At 67.1% G+C, this 17,088-nt stretch carries 12 protein-coding genes; 1 reads left to right on the top strand and 11 read right to left on the bottom strand.

The window, feature by feature from the left end:
• From AC1DQR_RS29860 to gtdA, 9 genes are all read right to left on the bottom strand, one after another.
• Complete coding sequence (locus AC1DQR_RS29860) at positions 1-1,533, bottom strand: monovalent cation/H+ antiporter subunit D (RefSeq protein WP_477134287.1); 1,533 nt, start codon at positions 1,531-1,533, stop codon at positions 1-3.
• Entirely contained in the window at positions 1,530-1,916 is a 387-nt protein-coding gene (locus AC1DQR_RS29855) for a Na+/H+ antiporter subunit C (RefSeq protein ID WP_416052680.1), read from the bottom strand. The genes AC1DQR_RS29860 and AC1DQR_RS29855 overlap by 4 nt, the downstream gene beginning before the upstream one ends.
• Positions 1,916-4,735: a monovalent cation/H+ antiporter subunit A gene (locus AC1DQR_RS29850; protein ID WP_416052681.1), complete on the bottom strand. Its 2,820-nt coding sequence runs from the start codon at positions 4,733-4,735 to the stop codon at positions 1,916-1,918. Before AC1DQR_RS29850 ends, AC1DQR_RS29855 begins: the two co-directional genes overlap by 1 nt.
• 409 nt (positions 4,736-5,144) lie before the next feature.
• A complete protein-coding gene (locus tag AC1DQR_RS29845) occupies positions 5,145-6,995 on the bottom strand; it encodes an OPT/YSL family transporter (protein WP_477134286.1) in 1,851 nt (616 codons plus the stop codon).
• Positions 6,996-7,310: 315 nt separating this feature from the next.
• Positions 7,311-8,654, bottom strand: coding sequence for an MFS transporter (locus tag AC1DQR_RS29840; RefSeq protein ID WP_416052683.1), 1,344 nt, complete (start codon positions 8,652-8,654; stop codon positions 7,311-7,313).
• Positions 8,655-8,798: 144 nt separating this feature from the next.
• Positions 8,799-10,007, bottom strand: a complete 1,209-nt coding sequence (locus AC1DQR_RS29835) for a 3-hydroxybenzoate 6-monooxygenase (RefSeq protein ID WP_416052684.1) — start codon at positions 10,005-10,007, stop codon at positions 8,799-8,801.
• Positions 10,008-10,068: 61 nt separating this feature from the next.
• Positions 10,069-10,713, bottom strand: a complete 645-nt coding sequence (gene maiA / locus AC1DQR_RS29830) for a maleylacetoacetate isomerase (protein ID WP_416052685.1) — start codon at positions 10,711-10,713, stop codon at positions 10,069-10,071.
• 49 nt (positions 10,714-10,762) lie between these two features.
• Positions 10,763-11,461 carry a fumarylacetoacetate hydrolase family protein gene (locus AC1DQR_RS29825; protein WP_309406479.1) on the bottom strand — a complete coding sequence of 233 codons (699 nt, stop codon included), beginning with the start codon at positions 11,459-11,461 and terminating at the stop codon, positions 10,763-10,765.
• Positions 11,462-11,516: 55 nt separating this feature from the next.
• Complete coding sequence (gene gtdA / locus AC1DQR_RS29820; protein ID WP_477134285.1) at positions 11,517-12,563, bottom strand: gentisate 1,2-dioxygenase; 1,047 nt, start codon at positions 12,561-12,563, stop codon at positions 11,517-11,519.
• Between the two features lie 157 nt (positions 12,564-12,720).
• Between gtdA and AC1DQR_RS29815 the strand changes: the two genes are divergently transcribed.
• On the top strand, positions 12,721-13,665 hold the full coding sequence (locus AC1DQR_RS29815; protein WP_150984633.1) for a LysR substrate-binding domain-containing protein: 945 nt from the start codon (positions 12,721-12,723) through the stop codon (positions 13,663-13,665).
• A gap of 16 nt (positions 13,666-13,681) precedes the next feature.
• Here AC1DQR_RS29815 and AC1DQR_RS29810 read toward each other — a convergent pair whose 3' ends face one another.
• Positions 13,682-15,382 carry an ABC-F family ATP-binding cassette domain-containing protein gene (locus AC1DQR_RS29810; protein ID WP_477134284.1) on the bottom strand — a complete coding sequence of 567 codons (1,701 nt, stop codon included), beginning with the start codon at positions 15,380-15,382 and terminating at the stop codon, positions 13,682-13,684.
• Between the two features lie 257 nt (positions 15,383-15,639).
• Positions 15,640-17,034: a DHA2 family efflux MFS transporter permease subunit gene (locus tag AC1DQR_RS29805; RefSeq protein ID WP_477134283.1), complete on the bottom strand. Its 1,395-nt coding sequence runs from the start codon at positions 17,032-17,034 to the stop codon at positions 15,640-15,642.
• Positions 17,035-17,088 lie beyond the last annotated feature (54 nt).

Here is a 17,088-nt window from a genome sequence, read left to right as displayed (position 1 = left end):
TCAGCCTCCCCCGGGCGGCAGCACCGCGCGCAGGTACGCGCCACGGTCGAACAACTGGGCGGTCGTGTCGGCAAGATACTGGCTCAGCGGACGGGCACACACGACCAGGGCCAAGCTGCAGACCAGCAGGAACGCGCAGCAGCCCAGCTTCCAGCCATCGGGCGCAATGCGCTGGCAAGCGCCATGGCGCTCCGGATCGTGATCCTGAGGCAGGCGCCACAACAGGCGCGTGCCCGTGCGGCTGACCGCAATCAACAGCGCCAGGCTGGACAGCAGGATGCAAGGCCACAACACCGCCGCCGCCGGCAGCGAGGCACTGCGCATGACCATGACCTTGCCGATGAAGCCGGATAACGGCGGCAGGCCGATCGCCGCCACCGCCGCGACCAGGAACAGCAAGCCGGCCAGCCGCGAGCCACGGACCACCGCCGCCGGCTCGCGCGCCGGGGCGGCAGGCGGCGCCGGCTCCAGCGCGTCCGCCAGCAGGAACAGCGCCGCCGTGCACAACGTGGTGCTGAGCAGGTAATACAGCGCGCCCGCCCAGCTCTGCGCTGTCTGCATCGACACGCTGGCCGCCAGCAGCCCTACCGATGCCAGCACAAGGTAGCAGGTCAGCGATTTGAGGTTCGGAGCAGCCAGCGCGCCGAGGGCGCCGAACGCCATGGTGGCAAGGGCCAGCCACCACACCCAGTCATGCAGGAACACGCCCAGCATGCCATCCGGGGCATCGAAAACCAGCGCGGCGCAGCGCAGGATGGCATAGATGCCCACCTTGGTCATGATGGCGAACAGCGCCGCGGCCGAGCCCGTGGCGCTGGCGTAGGCCTTGGGCAACCAGAAAACCATGGGAAACAGCGCGGCCTTGAGCGCGAAGACCAGCATCAGCATGACGCCCGCCGCCGTGGCCAGCGGCACATCGGCCGGCGCCAGCCCGGCCAGCCGCACGCCCATATGCGCCATGTTGAGCGTGCCGCTCAGCCCGTACAGCACGCCGATCGCGATCAGGAAGAAAGCGGATCCGGCCAGGTTCAGCACGACGTAGTGCAGCCCGGCGCCGATGCGTGCCCGCCCGCCGCCATGCAGCAGCAAGGCATAGGAGGCGATCAGCAGGATCTCGAAGAAGACGAAGAGATTGAACAGGTCGCCGGCCAGGAAGGCGCCGTTCAGCCCCATCAGCTGGAACTGGAACAGCGCATGGAAATGCCGCCCGAGGCGCGCATCGCCCCGGCCCGCCGCCACCACGGCGGCCGCGCCCAGCACCGCGGTCAGCAACAGCATCAGGGCGCCCAGCCGGTCGAGCTGGAGCACGATGCCAAACGGCGCAGGCCAGTTCCCGATGTGATCGACCATGATGGCGCCCGTGGCCGCCACGCCGACCATGCACGCCGCGACCGGCAGCAACAGCAGCGTGACCGCGGTGCTCAGCACGCGCTGGGCCCGTGCCCAGCGCGCCGGCGCGGCCACCAGCAGGCCGCCGGCAAACATCGGTAGCAGGATGGGCAGGAGAATCGACAGTTGGAGGCTGTGGGTCATTGGCCGCTCGCCGTGTCTGTGCCGGGGGTGCCGGCGGCCGGCGGCTCGCCCTGCGCCGGGCCCGCTTCCCTGCCGTCCACATGATCGCTGCCCGTGATGCCGAGGGAGCGCAAGGCCAGCACCACCGCGAGTGCCGTCATGGCGAAGCCGATGACGATGGCCGTCAGCACGAGGCCCTGCGGCAGCGGATCGGCATACTGCGCGCCCGTGGCAATGATCGGCGGGCGGCCGGTGGAGAGCCGCCCCATCCCCAGCAGGAACAGGCTCACGGCGTACGAGATCAGCGCCAGCCCCACCACCACGGAAAACGTGCGGGCACGCAGCAGCAGGTAGATGCCGCAGGCCATCAGGATGCCGACCGTGCCGGCGTAGACGGCTTCCATCAGTCCCCCTCCTTCGCATTGACGTTGCCATTGCCGTTGACACTGACGCGCTTGTCGCGCACACCGAGGTGGGACACGATCAGCAAGGTCGTGCCCACCACCGTGAAATAAACGCCAAGGTCAAACACCATGGCGGTCGCCAGTTCGATTTCTCCCAGCACCGGTATGTGGAAATGGCCAAAGGCCGTGGTCAGGAACGGAAAACCAAACGCCCAGCTGCCCAGGCCGGTCAGCCCCGCCACCAGGATGCCGCCACCGGCCAGCGCGCGATAGTTCAGCGCGATGCGCGCCTGCGTCCACAGCACGCCGCTGGCCACGTACTGCAGCAGCAAGGCTACCGCCGTGATCAGCGCGGCGATAAAGCCGCCGCCCGGCAGGTTGTGCCCGCGCAGCAGCACGAAGACCGCGACCAGCATGGTCAGCGGCAACATCAGCCGGGCCAGGATGGCGAGCAGCAAGGGATGGCTCTGGCTTGACCATGGCAGCCCGTTGGGCCCCGCTGGCGGCGCTGTCAGGCGCATGCCCTTGAGCAGCGCCTGCACCGCCAGGCCGGCGACCAGCAGCACGCAGATCTCGCCCATCGTATCGAAGCCGCGGAAGTCCACCAGGATCACGTTGACCGCATTATGGCCACCGCCGCCTTCCACGCTGTTGGCCAGGAAGAACGAGGAGATCGCGTCGTAAGGCCGGGTCATCACCGCGTAGGCCAGGATGGCCAGCAACGTGCCGCCGCCCAGCGCCAGGCAGCCGTCGCGCACATGCCGGCCCACCGAGGACGAATCCGGCCGGTCGACGGGCAGGAAGTACAAGGCCAGCACCAGCAGCAGGATCGTGACGACCTCGACCGAGACCTGCGTCAGCGCCAGGTCCGGCGCCGAGAAGCGCGTGAACAGCAGTGCCACCAGCAAGCCGCACGCGCTCAGCAGCACAAGCGCGTTCAGCCGTTGCCGGTGGGCAATCACCACGCCGATCGCCGACAGCCCCAGCAAACCCATCCCCGCCACCGTCATGAGGTCGAGCGGGATCGCTGGCACCGGGCCAGCCAGCGTGTCCAGCTCCGACAGGAAGACGGCGGGAATCAGCAGCATGGCGGCCAGCATCCACGCCAGGTAGCCTTGCAGCGAGCCGGTCTCGAATGCGCCGGTGATGCGCCCGGCCATCCGCGCCAGGCTGTCGATGCCGGCCTCGAATGCATCGCGCGCGTTCAGATGGGCAAAACGCGCGTGCGTCCGATGAAAAGCGTTGCGCCGCAAGAAGAACAGCACGCCGCCGCCGCCCATCGAGACCAGGCTCATCACCAGGGGCAGATTGACGCCATGCCACAGGCTGAGGCTGTATTCCGGCAGCGGCCCGCCCAGCGTGGCCAGGGCGGCCGTCGCCAGCAAGGGCCCCACCGTATACGCCGGGAACAGCCCGACCACAAGGCAGATGGCAACCAGCACCTCCACCGGAATCTTCATGGAGCGCGGCGGCTCATGCGGCGGATAGTTCGGCAGGTCGTCCGGCTCGCCGCCAAAGAACACGCCGTAGATAAAGCGCAGCGAGTACGCCACCGTCAACGCCCCGGCAAGGGTCGCCGCCGCCGGGATGATCCAGTTGAAATCCCCCAGCAGGCCCTGTGCGAGCGTCTCGCCGAAGAACATCTCCTTGCTCAGGAAGCCGTTGAACAGTGGCACGCCCGCCATCGAGAGCGACGCCACGATGGCCAGCAACGCGGTGTGCGGCATATAGCGGCGCAGGCCCCGCAGCCTTTGCAGGTCGCGCGTGCCGGTCTCATGGTCGATGATGCCCGCCGCCATGAACAGCGACGCCTTGAACACCGCATGGTTGAGGATGTGGAACAGCGCGGCCACCGTGCTCAGCTGCGTGTCCAGGCCGAACAGCAGCGTGATCAGGCCAAGATGGCTGATGGTGGAATACGCCAGCAGGCCTTTGAGGTCCCGTTGCAGCAAGGCCATGCCCGCGCCAAGCACCAGCGTGGCAAGGCCGGTAAGGCTGACCATGTAGAACCACCAGTTGGTGCCGTCCAGCACCGGATACAGCCGCGCCAGCAGGAAGACGCCGGCCTTGACCATCGTGGCGGAATGCAGGTAGGCGGACACCGGCGTGGGCGCCGCCATCGCGTGCGGCAGCCAGAAACTGAAGGGAAATTGCGCGGACTTGGTAAACGCTGCCAGCAAGATCAAGCTCAGCATCACCGGATACAGCGGGTGGCGCTGCACGGTGCCGGCCTGGGCCAGCACCACGGAGAGCTCCATGCTGCCGCAGATATGCCCGAGCAACAGCACGCCGGCCAGCAACGCCAGGCCGCCCCCGCCGGTCACCGTCAACGCCATGCGCGCGCCCTTGCGCGCATCGGAGCGATAGGACCAGAAGCCGATCAGCAGGAACGACACGATGCTGGTCATCTCCCAGAACACCGCCAGCAGCAGCAGGTTGCTGGACAGCACCACGCCCAGCATCGCCGCCATGAACAGCAGCAGCAGGGAGAAGAAACGTATGGTGGATTCGCTGCGCGGCAGGTAGTAGCGCGCATAAAGGATGACCAGCAACCCGATGCCCAGCACCAGCAGCGCAAACACGTAGGCCAGTCCGTCCAGCCGCAGGCTGAGGCTTAGCCCGATGTCCTCGAGCCAGGGCTGGCGCCAGGCAATGGTGCGGCCCGCGAACACCGCGCTGCGCACGCTGAGCAGCAAGCCAAGGCCAAGCAACGGCGTGCCCACCACGAAGGGCGTGGCCAAAAAGCGTACGCGGCGCCGCACCGGCAACAACAGCAACGCTGCCAGCAAGGGAAGCGCGATCAACCAGACCATCACCATCGGCGGGCTCCGCAAGCGCGCCGCGTGCTGCCGGCGACGGGGGCATCAATGAGGTTAAAAGGGTATTCGATGGCGTTCAATGTGTCGGCGTCCTGGGAAGCTCCGTGGCGTTCATGGAGATGCTTGGGGTACGTGGGATGGCGTCTGCGCCTCAGGCAGGTTGACGACAACCACCGGCACATCCGATCTCGCGACAAGGGCGGTGGCGACGGGGCCGGGCGTGCCCACGCTGCCAGGTCCCCCCCCCCCCAGCTGCCGCGGCCTATTTTGCGCCAGAACCACTCGCCTCCGGCGTGGCCCCGCCTTCCCGGATAAAGAATTCAGATCCATCTCAATAGAATTGAACACGAGGCTGGGCTTCGCGCCAAATGTCATAAATGGCAGGCTCGTCATCGATTTCTCACATGCGCTAGCGCAAAGCCGTAAACAGCAGCCCCGCGATGCCAAGCCCGACCGCCGCCAGCGCATCCCCTGCGATCAGCCCGCCCCCCACCAGCGATGTCGTGCTCATGTCCTCGGGCAACGCATCCGGCGCGTCTCCGGGCTGGCGCAAGCGGTTGAGCACACTGGCCACGACGCCGCCCAGCGCAAACCACGCCGAGGTGGGCAGGTTGACGAATCCACCAAAGGACGAGGCATAGGGCGACGGCAGCACCACCGCATCCAGCAGGAAATCGGCAACGCTGCCACCTCTTCCCGCCCGGGCAAAGCGCTGGTAGCGCGGCCACGACTTGACCAGAAGGCGCAGCACCGCCGTGGCCAACCCAAGAACGATGCCCAGCACAACCGCCGTGCGCAGGTGCGGCAAGTCGTTGGTCAGGCCGCGCAACGCGCCGACGATCTTGTAAGTCATGGCCGAAGCCCAGTGCTGGGGCTGCTCGCCGGCCGAGAGCACAGTCTGGTCGAGCGCAAGCTCCGGATAAGCCCGCATGAACAGCCTGGCGAACAACACCGCCAGCACCGCGCCGGCAACGATGCCCGCCACCTGGAAGCGAAACTGCACGGTGCGGCTGGTGCCGAGCCGCCAGCCGGTGGAGCGGTCTTGCTGCATGTCGCACGCCTCGCTGGTCGAGACCAGCAGCACCGTCGCCGCGATCAGCCCCACATTCGGGTCACGCAAACCCAGCGCGGCCATCAGGATCACGGACAGCACGAAAGCGGAAGAAATCGGGTTCTGGTCGACCATGCCCACCGAGATGCCGTTGACCATGGCGAACACGAACACCAGCAGCACCGCCAGCACCATGTAGCCCGCGGGCTGATGCAGCAGGCCCACGCCCACCGCCACCACCGCGAGCCCCCAGAACATCACCCACGCCACCATCCGCCACAGGCTGCCGCCACCTGCCGCCGCAGAGGGCTCGCGCCGTATCCGGGCGGGCAACTGCCGGCCATGCCGATACACCTTGAGCAGGATCAGCGAGATATCGAGCAGCGCGGCGCCCATGATCATGCCGAGCGCAATCAGGAAGGTGATCTTGCGAAAGGGATCGCCCGGCGCCAGCCAGCCGAGCGAGACAAAGAAGGGGATCAGCGCCTGGCCCGCCAGCCCGGCAACCAGCGCCGCCACGCCGATGCGGGCCCCGACGATCATGCCCGCGCCAAAGGTGGACGCGGACAAATCGATGGCGGCAAGCCGCTCCACGCGGGCCGCACCGATGCCGCTGACGATGCCCAGCGCCGTGCCGCCAGCCAGCCGCGACACCGACTGCCTGAGCAGCACCGGATCCGTCAGGGCGCGCAGGATATTGGCCACCGCCAGCCCGGAGGGAAAGGTGAGTTGCAGCCGGTCGACCAGGATTGGCATGTACAACATGCCCACGCCCACACCGAACATGCCCACGCAAAGCATGTACAGCATCAACTGCCAGATCGGCGGCTCGGGCAGGCCCATCCAGGTCATCGCCTGGATCACCACGGCCATGCCGCTCATGCCGGCGACCGATGCGGCAATGGTCTGGATATAGTTCGCGCCATGGCGGCCGTCCGCGCCATAGCCGTAGGTCACCGTGGAGCCGAGAATGCCCGCCAGCACCTGCCCGCCTACGAAGAAGCCGAGCGAGAAGTTCATGTACGCCGCGGCAATCCCGCCCAGCGGGCCGAGGACAAGGACCCCGATGGCGCCGAGCAGCGCATAGTATTTCCAGCCGCCCTGCTCTGGCAGCCATGCCCAGCGCCGGCCACTGGCGGCAGTGGCACCGAGCCTCCCGGCGTGTGCCGGCGAGGTAGCGTCTTGCGGTGGCCTGCCGACTGCCGTCATTGGCTTCCCCCATGCGGGCAAGCCGCATCGGTGGCGCTGGATCGAAGGAAAAGGAAAAAGCCCGCGCGGCGAGGACAACGCTGCCGGTGCTGGGCAGATGCTACCGCAAGCGGCGCACCGCGGGCACGGCGTGCGTGCGCAAGGGCACGTTAAGACGCAGGAATGCGTAAGGCGGTGGCACAAAAAAAACCGGACACAAGGCGTGTCCGGCAACCCATTTGCTGACTCAGATCGTGTCACTAACCCGAGACATAAAATGATAACGATTATCATTTGAATACTCAAGGATGAAACACACCTCCCCGCTGGAAGCCCTCAAGCCGCCACCACCATGCGCCGTGCCTGGCCCGCGCGATGGCGTCCGAACCGGAGCATGGTGGCGCCAGCGATCACCGCCGGTATCCCCACCATCAGGAACAGCGCCGGCATGGTCAGGCCCATCGACAACATCGTGCCGCCCCCGACCGAGCCAACCACCGAGCCCATCCGCCCGACGCCATTGGCCCAGCTCACGCCGGTGGCGCGGCAATCGGTGGGATAGTAAGCCGCCGACAAGGCATTGGCGCCCACTTGCGAGCCGGAGATGCAGAAGCCAGCGGCGAATACCGCCGCCCCGGCCAGCCATGGCGCCGTGGTCAGGCTGCCGATGGCGGTGATGAACACACCCGCCAGCGCGTAGCTTGCGGCCAGCACATAGTGCGGGTTGGCCCGGTCCATCAGCCAGCCCAGCACGATGGCGCCAAGGGTGCCGCCCACCTGGAACATCATGGTGACAAGGGCAGCCGTCTTGAGCGAGATCCCGGTCGCCCGCAGCAGCGTGGGCAGCCAGCTGGACAGCAGGTAGATCACCAGCAAGCTCATGAAGAAGGTCAGCCACAGCAGCAAGGTCCCGCGCACCAGTTCGGGCTTGAACAGGTGCGCAACCGGCGAGCCGGGCGCGCGCTTGTCCGCCACCACGATGCTGCCAGGTGCGACACGCTCGCGCGGCGCGATCCGCTCCAGGATGGCCGCCACCTTTTCCGGGTGCTTGCCGCTCAGTACCAGGTAGCGGACCGACTCAGGCAGCTTCCAGAGCAGGAGCGGCAGCAGCAGCAACGGCAGCACGCCACCCAGCAGCAGCACGGCGCGCCAGCCGTGCTCTTCGATCAGGTTCGCCGAGGCCAGGCCGCCGAGGGCCGAGCCTATCGTGAAGCCGCAGAACATGGTCGTGACCAGGAAGGAGCGGCGCTTGGCCGGGCAATACTCGGAAGTCAGCGTGATGGTATTGGGCATGGCGCCGCCCAGCCCCAGGCCGGTCAGGAAACGCAGCGCCACCAACCCCCACAGTGAACCGGAGAACGCGGAGGCCAGGCTCGCGATGCCAAAGAACAGCACGCAGAAGAGCAGCACGTTCTTGCGGCCAAAGCGGTCGGCCAGCGGGCCGAACAGGAACGCGCCGGCCATCAGGCCGGTGAGCCCGGCGCCAAATAACGGCGCCAGGTGCGCTGGCGTGAGCTGCCATTCGGCGCGGATCGCGGGTGCGATAAAGCCGATCGCGGCGGTATCAAACCCGTCGATGGCGACGATCAAGAAGCAAAGCGCGACGATCGTGACCTGGAAGGCCGATAGCGGCTGGCGATCGATGAACTCGGTGATGCCGATGGATGGTTGCGTGGGCACAGCGGTCTCCTGCATTGTGTTTCGAAGCGGCCGACTTGCGATCGGCTCGCCATTCTTTGGCCGCTCTTTGGCCGCTCTTTGGCTGCTCTTTGCTTCTTTTGGACACTTCGGGCCACTTCGGACCACTTCGGGCCGGCGCTCCCCCTACCGCGCCCCGCCCAGGCAGTCTTCCGCGCGCCAGCCGTGCAGCCATTGCAGCGCGTCGTAGAACTGGTCCTGCGTGCGTCCGACCCACAGCGAATTGCGCACCAGCCGCTCCACGCCCTTGGCGTGATACAGCCGGCCCATCTCGCGGGCGGAGTACAGCACGCGCGCGGTGCGCGGGATGCGCGCCTTCTCGTACAGGGCAAAGGCCGCCACGAAATCGCCGTCGGTCTCGGCCACGGCCGCACCCAGTGTCACGGCGTCTTCCAGCGCCTGGCAGGCGCCCTGCGCGAGGTACTGCGTCATGGGGTGGGCGGCATCGCCCAGGATGGTGGCGCGGCCAAAGCTCCATTGCTCCACCGGGTCGCGGTCCGCGGTGGCCCAGCGCCGCCAGGAGGTGGGCCGGTCCAGCATCTGGTGCGGGCGGGCGTGGATGCCCTCGAAGTACGACAGCACTTCTTCCTTGCTGCCATCGCGCACGCCCCAGACTTCTTTCTCGCGGCTATGGAAGGTCACCACCAGGTTGTACTGCTCGCCGCCACGCAGCGGGTAGTGCACCAGATGGCAGTTGGGGCCGGCCCACACCACCGGCGCATTGATCTGCAGGTCGGCCGGCATGTCGGCCACATCCACCACGGCGCGGTACACCACGTGGCCGGTCACACGCGGTTCGTCGCCGAGCAAGGCCTGGCGCACGGCGGATTTCACGCCGTCGCAGCCGATCACGGCATCGCCCTGGTGGCGTTCGCCGTGCTGGTCGATCACGGTCACGCCGCGCTCGTCCTGCTCCAGCGCGCACACCGTGGTGGCGGTGCGGAACTGAATCAGCGGGTGATCCCGCACGGCTTCCAGGATGGACAGGTGGATGTCAGCGCGATGGATCACCGCATAGGGGTTGCCGAAGCGCTGGCGATAGCGCTCGCCGACATCCACCTTGGCGACTTCCGTGGCGTCGATCGCATCCATCATCACCAGGTAGTCGGTGAAAACAGAGCGCTTGCGCGCGGCGTCGCCCACGCCCAAGGCATCCAGCGCGGCAAAGGCGTTGGCACCAAGCTGGATGCCGGCGCCGATTTCACCGATCTGGGCCGCCTGTTCCAGCAATTCAACGCGGATGCCCTGCCGGGCGAGCGCCAGTGCGGCGGCCAGGCCGCCGATGCCGCCGCCGACCACGATCACCTTGCGGTCCGTGCTGCGCGTGTTGTTCATGTTCGTCTCCTTGGGTGCGCACCCGGTGGCCATCCGGCCTCGGGGTGCCCTGTCGCGTTGGTTAGCGCGCCGTGTAGTCCGGCTGCCGCTGAGGTTCTGCCTGCTGGAAGGCCGGGTGCTCGCAGGCATGGCGGTAGACCGCCATGGCGCGCTCGAAATGTTCGGTACGGCAGCCCATGCGCTGCGCATTGGCGATCTGCGGCACCAGGCAGCAGTCGGCCAGCGTGGGCTGGTCGCCGAAACACCACGGGCCGCGCCCGTGCTGCGCCAGCAGCCGCTCCACCGCGCCCAGTCCTTCGTCCACCCAATGCTGGTACCAGGCGTCCTTTTGCTCCGGCGTCACGCCCAGCGTGTCCTGCAGGTAGCGCAGGATGCGCAGGTTGTTGACCGGATGGATATCGCAGGCAATCACATTGGCCAGCTCCAGCACCCGCGCGCGCAGCTCCGCCGCTTGCGGGATCAGCCGCGGCTCGGGATGGCGGGCGTCGAGGTAGTCGATGATCGCCATCGACTGGCCCAGGTGGAAGTCGCCGTCCACCAGCGCCGGCACCACCGCCGAGGGGTTGATGGCCGTCACATAGTCCGCGACGCGATGCTCGCCCACGCGGATGTTGACCGGCTGGTAGTCGTACGGCAGGCCCTTGAGCGCCAGCGCGATGCGCACGCGGTACGACGTGGAGCTGTTGAAGAAACTATAGATCTGCACGGTGAAGCCCTTTTTCTCGAAATCTCGAAATCCCGGAATCTCGACGCCGTCAGGCCACCCGCACCGACAGCTCGCCGAGGCGCTCCACGCCGGCAACCATCAGGTCACCCGGCTTGACGGCCCCGACGCCTTCCGGCGTACCGGTGTAGATCAGGTCGCCCGGTTCCAGGCGGAAGTACTTGGAGAGGTCCGCCACGGTCTCGGCCACCGACCAGATCAGGTGCGTGACGTCGCTGCGCTGCTTGTCGGCGCCGTTGACGGTCAGCCAGATCGCGGCCTGCTCGAAATGCCCCACATCGCTGGCCGGATGGATCGGGCCGATCGGCGCCGAGGCATCGAAGGCCTTGCCGATTTCCCACGGGCGGCCCATCTCGCGCATCTTCATCTGCAGGTCGCGGCGGGTCATGTCCAGGCCCACGGCATAGCCCCAGACGTGCTCCAGCGCCTGTTCCAGCGGAATATCGGAGCCGCCCTTGCCAATGGCGACAACCAGCTCGGATTCATAGTGGTAGTTGCTGGTCTGGGCCGGGTACGCCAGCGTCAGGGTTTCGCCATAGGCGACCGGGATCACGGCGTCGGCCGGCTTGCAGAAGAAGAACGGCGGCTCGCGGTCCGGATCGAAGCCCATCTCGCGGGCATGCGCGGCGTAGTTGCGGCCCACGCAGTAGACGCGGCGCACGGGAAACTGGTCGCTGGTGCCAACGACCGGCACGGCCACGGCAGCGGGAGGGGTAATGACGAAAGACATGGAAGACCTCAGGCAAGGAAACGGGAAAAAGACAAAGAAATGGGACTGCGCCGGATCAGGTGCGCTCCTCGCGCAGCAGGTTGAGCGCGGACAGCACCGGGCGGTCGGAATAGCTGAACAGCACCGTGTCCTCGACCGAAGCCAGTTGCACCGGCTGCCAGGACGGCGCCACGAAGGTGTCGCGCGGCTCGAACTGGAACTGCGCCTCGCCGATGCGCACGGTGCCGCGCCCTTCCACCACGGAATAGATGGTGGCGTCGGTACTGCGATACGTTTTGCCCTGGAAACCGGCAGGGAGGTATTGCATGAAGGTAGCCATGGTCGGCATCGGCCAGCCGCCGGTGGCCGGGTTCACATAGCGCAGCTTCACGCCATCCCAGGCATCGAGCTCGCCGTTGCGGTAGAGCTGGTCCAGCGCCTCGCGGCTGCGGGCATAGGGATAGCTGAAGATGGGCGAGGTGGGATCGGTGACGCGGTGGCGCACCGGCAGCATGTTGTGGCCGAAGCGGGCAAAACTGTCGCCTTCGGGACGCAGCACCGGCTGCGAGGCTTCGGGGTAGTTTTCCGCAAAACCGGCGTCCAGGTGCTGCAGCAGCGGGATATCCAGCCCGTCGAGCCAGACCACCGGCTCGCCGCCCTGCGCCACGGACGGGTTGCCGTGGTCATGCCAGGTCCACGATGGCGTGATGATGAAATCGCCCGGATGCATGGTGGTGCGCTCGCCGTTGACGGCGGTCCAGGCGCCGCGGCCCTCCACGATAAAGCGCAGCGCGGACTGGGTATGGCGATGGCTGGGGGCAATCTCGCCGGGCAGGATCAGCTGCAAGCCGGCGTACAGCGTGGAGGTGATGCTGGACTTGCCGGGCAGGCCAGGATTCTCCAGCACCAGCACGCGGCGCACGGCTTCTTCCGCGCTGATGACCTCGCCCGCCTGCATCACCAGCGGGCGGATCTCGGCGTATTTCCAGATCGCCGGCTGCGCTTGCGGACGAGGCTCGCGCGGGACCAGCGCGTGCAGCGATTCCCACAGGGGCGCCATCTGGTTGCGGCCGATGCGGCTGTAATAAGCTGAACGGTCGGTGCTCTTCTTTGCGTCTGGCATGGCCTTGTCTCCGATTCATCGCCCGGTCGGGGCGCTGGGCAGCCGCTATGGGCTGCGGGGTGCGATGGAAGATTTATACGCCCGGAGATATACCTTGTAAAATGACAGATTCCTCTTATCCATATGAATATGGATATACCTCAAAGGGAATACCCTGATGGATTGGACCCAGCGGCTTCGGCTGCGCAACCTGCAGATGCTGCTTAGCCTGGCGCAGACCGGAAACATGAGCCAGACAGCCGCCGCTCTCAGCACCACGCAGCCCGCCTTGTCGAAATGGCTCAAGGAACTCGAAGACGACATCGGGCTGCCGCTGTTCGAGCGCCACGCGCGCGGCCTGCGCCCCACGCCCTATGGCGAATCGATGATTGCCCATGCCAGGCGCATCGAGGCGCACCTGGATACCGCCCGCGACGACATGCAGGCCATGCGCGAAGGCGGCAGCGGCCTGGTGGTGATCGGCGCCTCCGGCGCGTCGGCTGCCGATACCGTGCCGCTAGCCGTCACCTCGCTGTTGCAGCGTCTGCCGAAAGCCCATGTCCGGCTGGTGGAAAGCACCATGAACCTGTTGATGGCGCAACTGGCCCGGGGCGAGGTCGATATCGTGGTGGGCCGCTCCGCGCCGGAACTGCAGGACGGGCAAATGCGCGCCGAGGCGCTCTACATGGAGCCGATCCATTTCGTCACGCGCCCGCGGCATCCGCTGTTTGAGCTGGCCGAACCGGGCTGGAGCGACCTGCAGGCATACCGGTGGATCGTGTGGCCACGCGGCACGCCCATCCGCAACACGCTGGAGTCGGCGCTGAACGCGGCTGGCCAGGGCATGCCGGCCGATTGCGTGGAGTCGAACTCGGTCATCCTCAACCTGACCTTGCTCAACCACAGCAATATGATCGGCGTGGCCTCGCACCGGACCGCACGGCGCCTGGAGCATCTCGGCGCCCTGCGCATCCTGCCGCTGCGGCTGGCGGGCTTTGGCTCGGTATCCATGTACTGGCGCGACGACGGCTTTGGCCGTATCGCGGTCAGTGCCGCGCTGGATGCCCTGCGGCGCGCGGCGGTGCGCTCGGTCGATGAAATCCCCGACGACACGCACGGGTGACACCAGCCCGCGCGGCTTACCTGCAAGCCGCCAGTTCCCAGTCCCCGCCTTGCCACGCCAGCATGTGGGTCAACCCCAGCGCGTCGAGGAAGCGCCGGTCGTGCGACGCCACCAGGATGGCGCCGGGATAGGCGCTCAAGGCCTGCTCCAGCGCGCGCACCGAATCCAGGTCGAGGTGATTGGTAGGCTCATCGAGCAAGAGCATTTGGGCAGGCTCCGCGGCCCATAAAGCGCAGGCAAGCGCCGCCTTCAGGCGCTCGCCCCCGCTCAATTCGCCGGAAGGCTGCCGCACCAGCGCCGCACCCAGCCCGAGCAACGACAAATGACTGCGCAGCACGCCCTCCGGCAAGGGGCTGTCCAATTCGCGCAGCCGCTCCAGCACGGACATTGCCGGCGGCAGCAGGGTCGCCGCCTGCTGATCGAGCCAGGCATTGGGAACACCTGCCGAGCAGGTCCCGGACGCCGGGTTCTCGACGCCGGCCAGCAGCTTGAGCAACGTGGTTTTACCGCAGCCGTTCGGCCCGGTCACGGCAATGCGCACCGGCCCCGCCAGCGTCAGGCTGAGCGGCTTTGCGCCGGCCGCAAACGGCAGGATCGCATCTTGCGCGTGCACCACGCGCTTGCCCGCGGCGACCACCGCACCGGGCAGCATCAGCGCCACCGGCGGGCCAGCCTCGATGCGCTGCGCGGCTTGCCGCACGGCATCGTCCAGCGTTGCGCGGGTTTCCTGCTGGCGCCGCTGCTCGCGGCCGGAATACGCCTGCGCACCGTCCTTCAGCCGGCTGAGGTAGATGCCGGGCAGGTTGGCCATCGTGCCCGCGCGGTCGTTGCGCGCGGCACGGCGCTGATGGGCATCGTGCTGGCGCCGCAAGTCGCGCAAGGCCGAGTTGCGGCTGGTCCGCGCGTGATCCAGCGCGGCCTGCGCGGCGACGGCTTCGGCATCGCGCTGCGCCGCATACAGCGTGTAGTTGCCGCCGTAGTGGCGCAAGCCATCCGGCGTCAGCGCGGCGATATGGTCCATGTCTTCCAGCAATTCGCGGTCGTGGCTGACCACCACCACGCCGCCGCGCCATTGCCGCAACTGAGCGCGCAGCCATTGCCGGGCGACGAGGTCCAGGTGATTGCTGGGCTCGTCGAGCACCAGTCCATCTGCCCTGGAAAGAAAGGCCCCCACCAGCGCCACGCGCGTGAGTTCGCCACCGCTGAGGCTGGCGGCCAGCCGCTCCGGCTCCAGATGTCCCAGGCCAGCCGCCTCGCAGGCCAGCCGCCCTTCCAGCAGGTCGAAGTCCGCGCCCTCCGGCTCGCCCCGCTCCACACGGGCGAGCGCATCGAAAGCCGGCGTCAGGCCGGCGACATCCGCCAGCGTCGCGCCTGGCGCCAGCCTGCCGTCTTGCGGCACATAGGCAACGGTGGCATGCCTGACGATGCGCCCGGCATCCGGCGTGACCAGGCCCGCCAGCACCTTTGCCAGCACGCTCTTGCCGGTGCCGTTGCGGCCAACCAGGCCGATGCGCCGGGGCGGGAAGGTGTCGCTCAGGTCGTCCAGCAGCACCCGCCCATCGGGCAGCGCCACGGTGACGTGGCGCAGGGAAATCCAGAACGCCGGCTGCGAACCTGAGTGGGAATCTATGGGGGTAGCTATGGGGGTAGCACCAGAATTGCCGCAGGACGGCGGCGCGGAGAAAACCGCGAACGGAATCGATGTGAAGTCAGCCATGCAAGCTCCAGACAAGACAGGTAGCGCGCCTGGAACCCAAGTGCTCAAGGAGGGCACAACAAGGGTTCAGCAAGCGCGAACAGGTTTGAAGTGGGCTTACAGGATCATGTTGCGTTGACTCCGGTGGATACGGATGGTGTGACCGGTCAGGCCCCTGCCGAGTTCCGTTCAGTTTGTGTAGCCCGCAGCGGGCGAGCATTGCGGCGTGTTCGCCCGGCTCACGCTCGCCCGTCCCTCGCCATATCGGGAGGACCCTGTCATCCAGCCGCCCGCCGGCTCGACAGATGCCGCCCCGCATCCGGCGCGAGCCGGACATACCCGATCAACGACACCAGCGTGAGCGCGCCCGCGAAGAGAAACGCCCAGCGAAAATCACCGAGCGTAAAGTGCGGCACGTCGCTGGCCTCGCCGCGCAGCGATGCGGCAATCCTCAGCGACAGCGAGCCAAACGCAATGCCAAGGCCGATCGACATCTGCTGGGCAGCATTCCATAGCGTATTGGCGCTGCTCATCTGGTTTTGCGGGATATCGGCGTAGGCCAGCGTGGCGAGCGTGGAGAACTGCATCGAGCGCGTCACGCCGTAGATAAACACCACGAACAGCACGATGGCGAGCGGCGTCTCGGGCGTGAGCAACCCGCACGCGACGATGAACACGCTGGCAAAAGCCACGTCGACGATCGCGGTGGCGCGAAAGCCGTAGTACTGCAGCACGCGCGTGGTCAAGGCCTTCATGCCGAGGTTGCCGAGCGCGCTGGCGAGCAGCAACAGCCCGGAGCGGAACGCGGACAGCCCGAAGCCCACCTGGAACAGCAGCGGCATCAGGTACGGCACCGCCCCGATGCCGATGCGGGTGACGGACCCGGTGATCACGGTGACCGAGAACGTCGGCACGCGCAGCGTCGTGAAATCGAGCAGCGGGTGCTCGCGCCCCGCTGCATGGCGCACGGCCAGCACGCCCAGGGCGAGGCCGGCGGCCACGAACGCGCCCGCCGTTGCCAGGCTGGAGCCTTGCTGGCTGGCCAGCTCCGTGCCATACAGCACGAAGGTGAGCGTGGCGCCGCTGAGCAAAAAGCCAACGATATCCAGCGGCTTGGGCTCGTTCGCGCGTTCGTTGCGGATCATCATGAAGGTGGCGATCAGCGCCGCAATGCCGAATGGCACGTTGAGCAGGAAGATCCAGCGCCAGGAGGCGTAGGTGGTGATGAACCCGCCGATGGGCGGTCCCACCACAGGCGCCACGATGGCCGGCCAGGTGATGGTGGAAATGGCCTTGATCAACTGGCGCTTATCCGTGTTACGCACCACGATCAGCCGCCCGACCGGCACCATCATCGCGCCGCCAATGCCCTGCAGCACGCGCGCCGCGGTGAACGCGAACAACCCGTTCGATGCGCCGCACAGCACCGAGGCCACCGTGAAAACAACGATCGCCCCGCCGAACACCGTCCTTGACCCGAAGCGATCAGCGATCCATCCGCTGATCGGGATAAACACCGCCAGCGCCAGCATATAGGCCGTCATGCCCAGGCTCAGGTCATTCGGCCCGACCCCGAACGACTGCGCCATCTGCGGCAGCGCAGTGGCGAGCACGGTGGTATCGAGGTACTCCATGAAGAAGGTAGCGGCGACGAGATACGGCAGGAATCTCATCGACGATGACTGGGTTCGCGTTTGGTCCATGGAGCGGCGGGTGCGGGGGGCTGC

This window comes from Cupriavidus sp. 05L411, from assembly GCF_056398045.1.
This window is presented reverse-complemented; position numbering and strand designations above follow the sequence as displayed.

Excerpts from the sequence above, each read along its gene's own strand:
- AC1DQR_RS29835 (WP_416052684.1), bottom strand. The coding sequence starts at position 10,007 with ATGAACAACACGCGCAGCACGGACCGCAAGGTGATCGTGGTCGGCGGC.
- AC1DQR_RS29810 (WP_477134284.1), bottom strand. The coding sequence starts at position 15,382 with ATGGCTGACTTCACATCGATTCCGTTCGCGGTTTTCTCCGCGCCGCCG.
- AC1DQR_RS29845 (WP_477134286.1), bottom strand. The coding sequence starts at position 6,995 with ATGACGGCAGTCGGCAGGCCACCGCAAGACGCTACCTCGCCGGCACAC.
- AC1DQR_RS29850 (WP_416052681.1), bottom strand. The coding sequence starts at position 4,735 with ATGGTGATGGTCTGGTTGATCGCGCTTCCCTTGCTGGCAGCGTTGCTG.
- gtdA (WP_477134285.1), bottom strand. The coding sequence starts at position 12,563 with ATGCCAGACGCAAAGAAGAGCACCGACCGTTCAGCTTATTACAGCCGC.
- AC1DQR_RS29860 (WP_477134287.1), bottom strand. The coding sequence starts at position 1,533 with ATGACCCACAGCCTCCAACTGTCGATTCTCCTGCCCATCCTGCTACCG.
- AC1DQR_RS29855 (WP_416052680.1), bottom strand. The coding sequence starts at position 1,916 with ATGGAAGCCGTCTACGCCGGCACGGTCGGCATCCTGATGGCCTGCGGC.
- AC1DQR_RS29805 (WP_477134283.1), bottom strand. The coding sequence starts at position 17,034 with ATGAGATTCCTGCCGTATCTCGTCGCCGCTACCTTCTTCATGGAGTAC.
- AC1DQR_RS29825 (WP_309406479.1), bottom strand. The coding sequence starts at position 11,461 with ATGTCTTTCGTCATTACCCCTCCCGCTGCCGTGGCCGTGCCGGTCGTT.
- AC1DQR_RS29815 (WP_150984633.1), top strand. The coding sequence starts at position 12,721 with ATGGATTGGACCCAGCGGCTTCGGCTGCGCAACCTGCAGATGCTGCTT.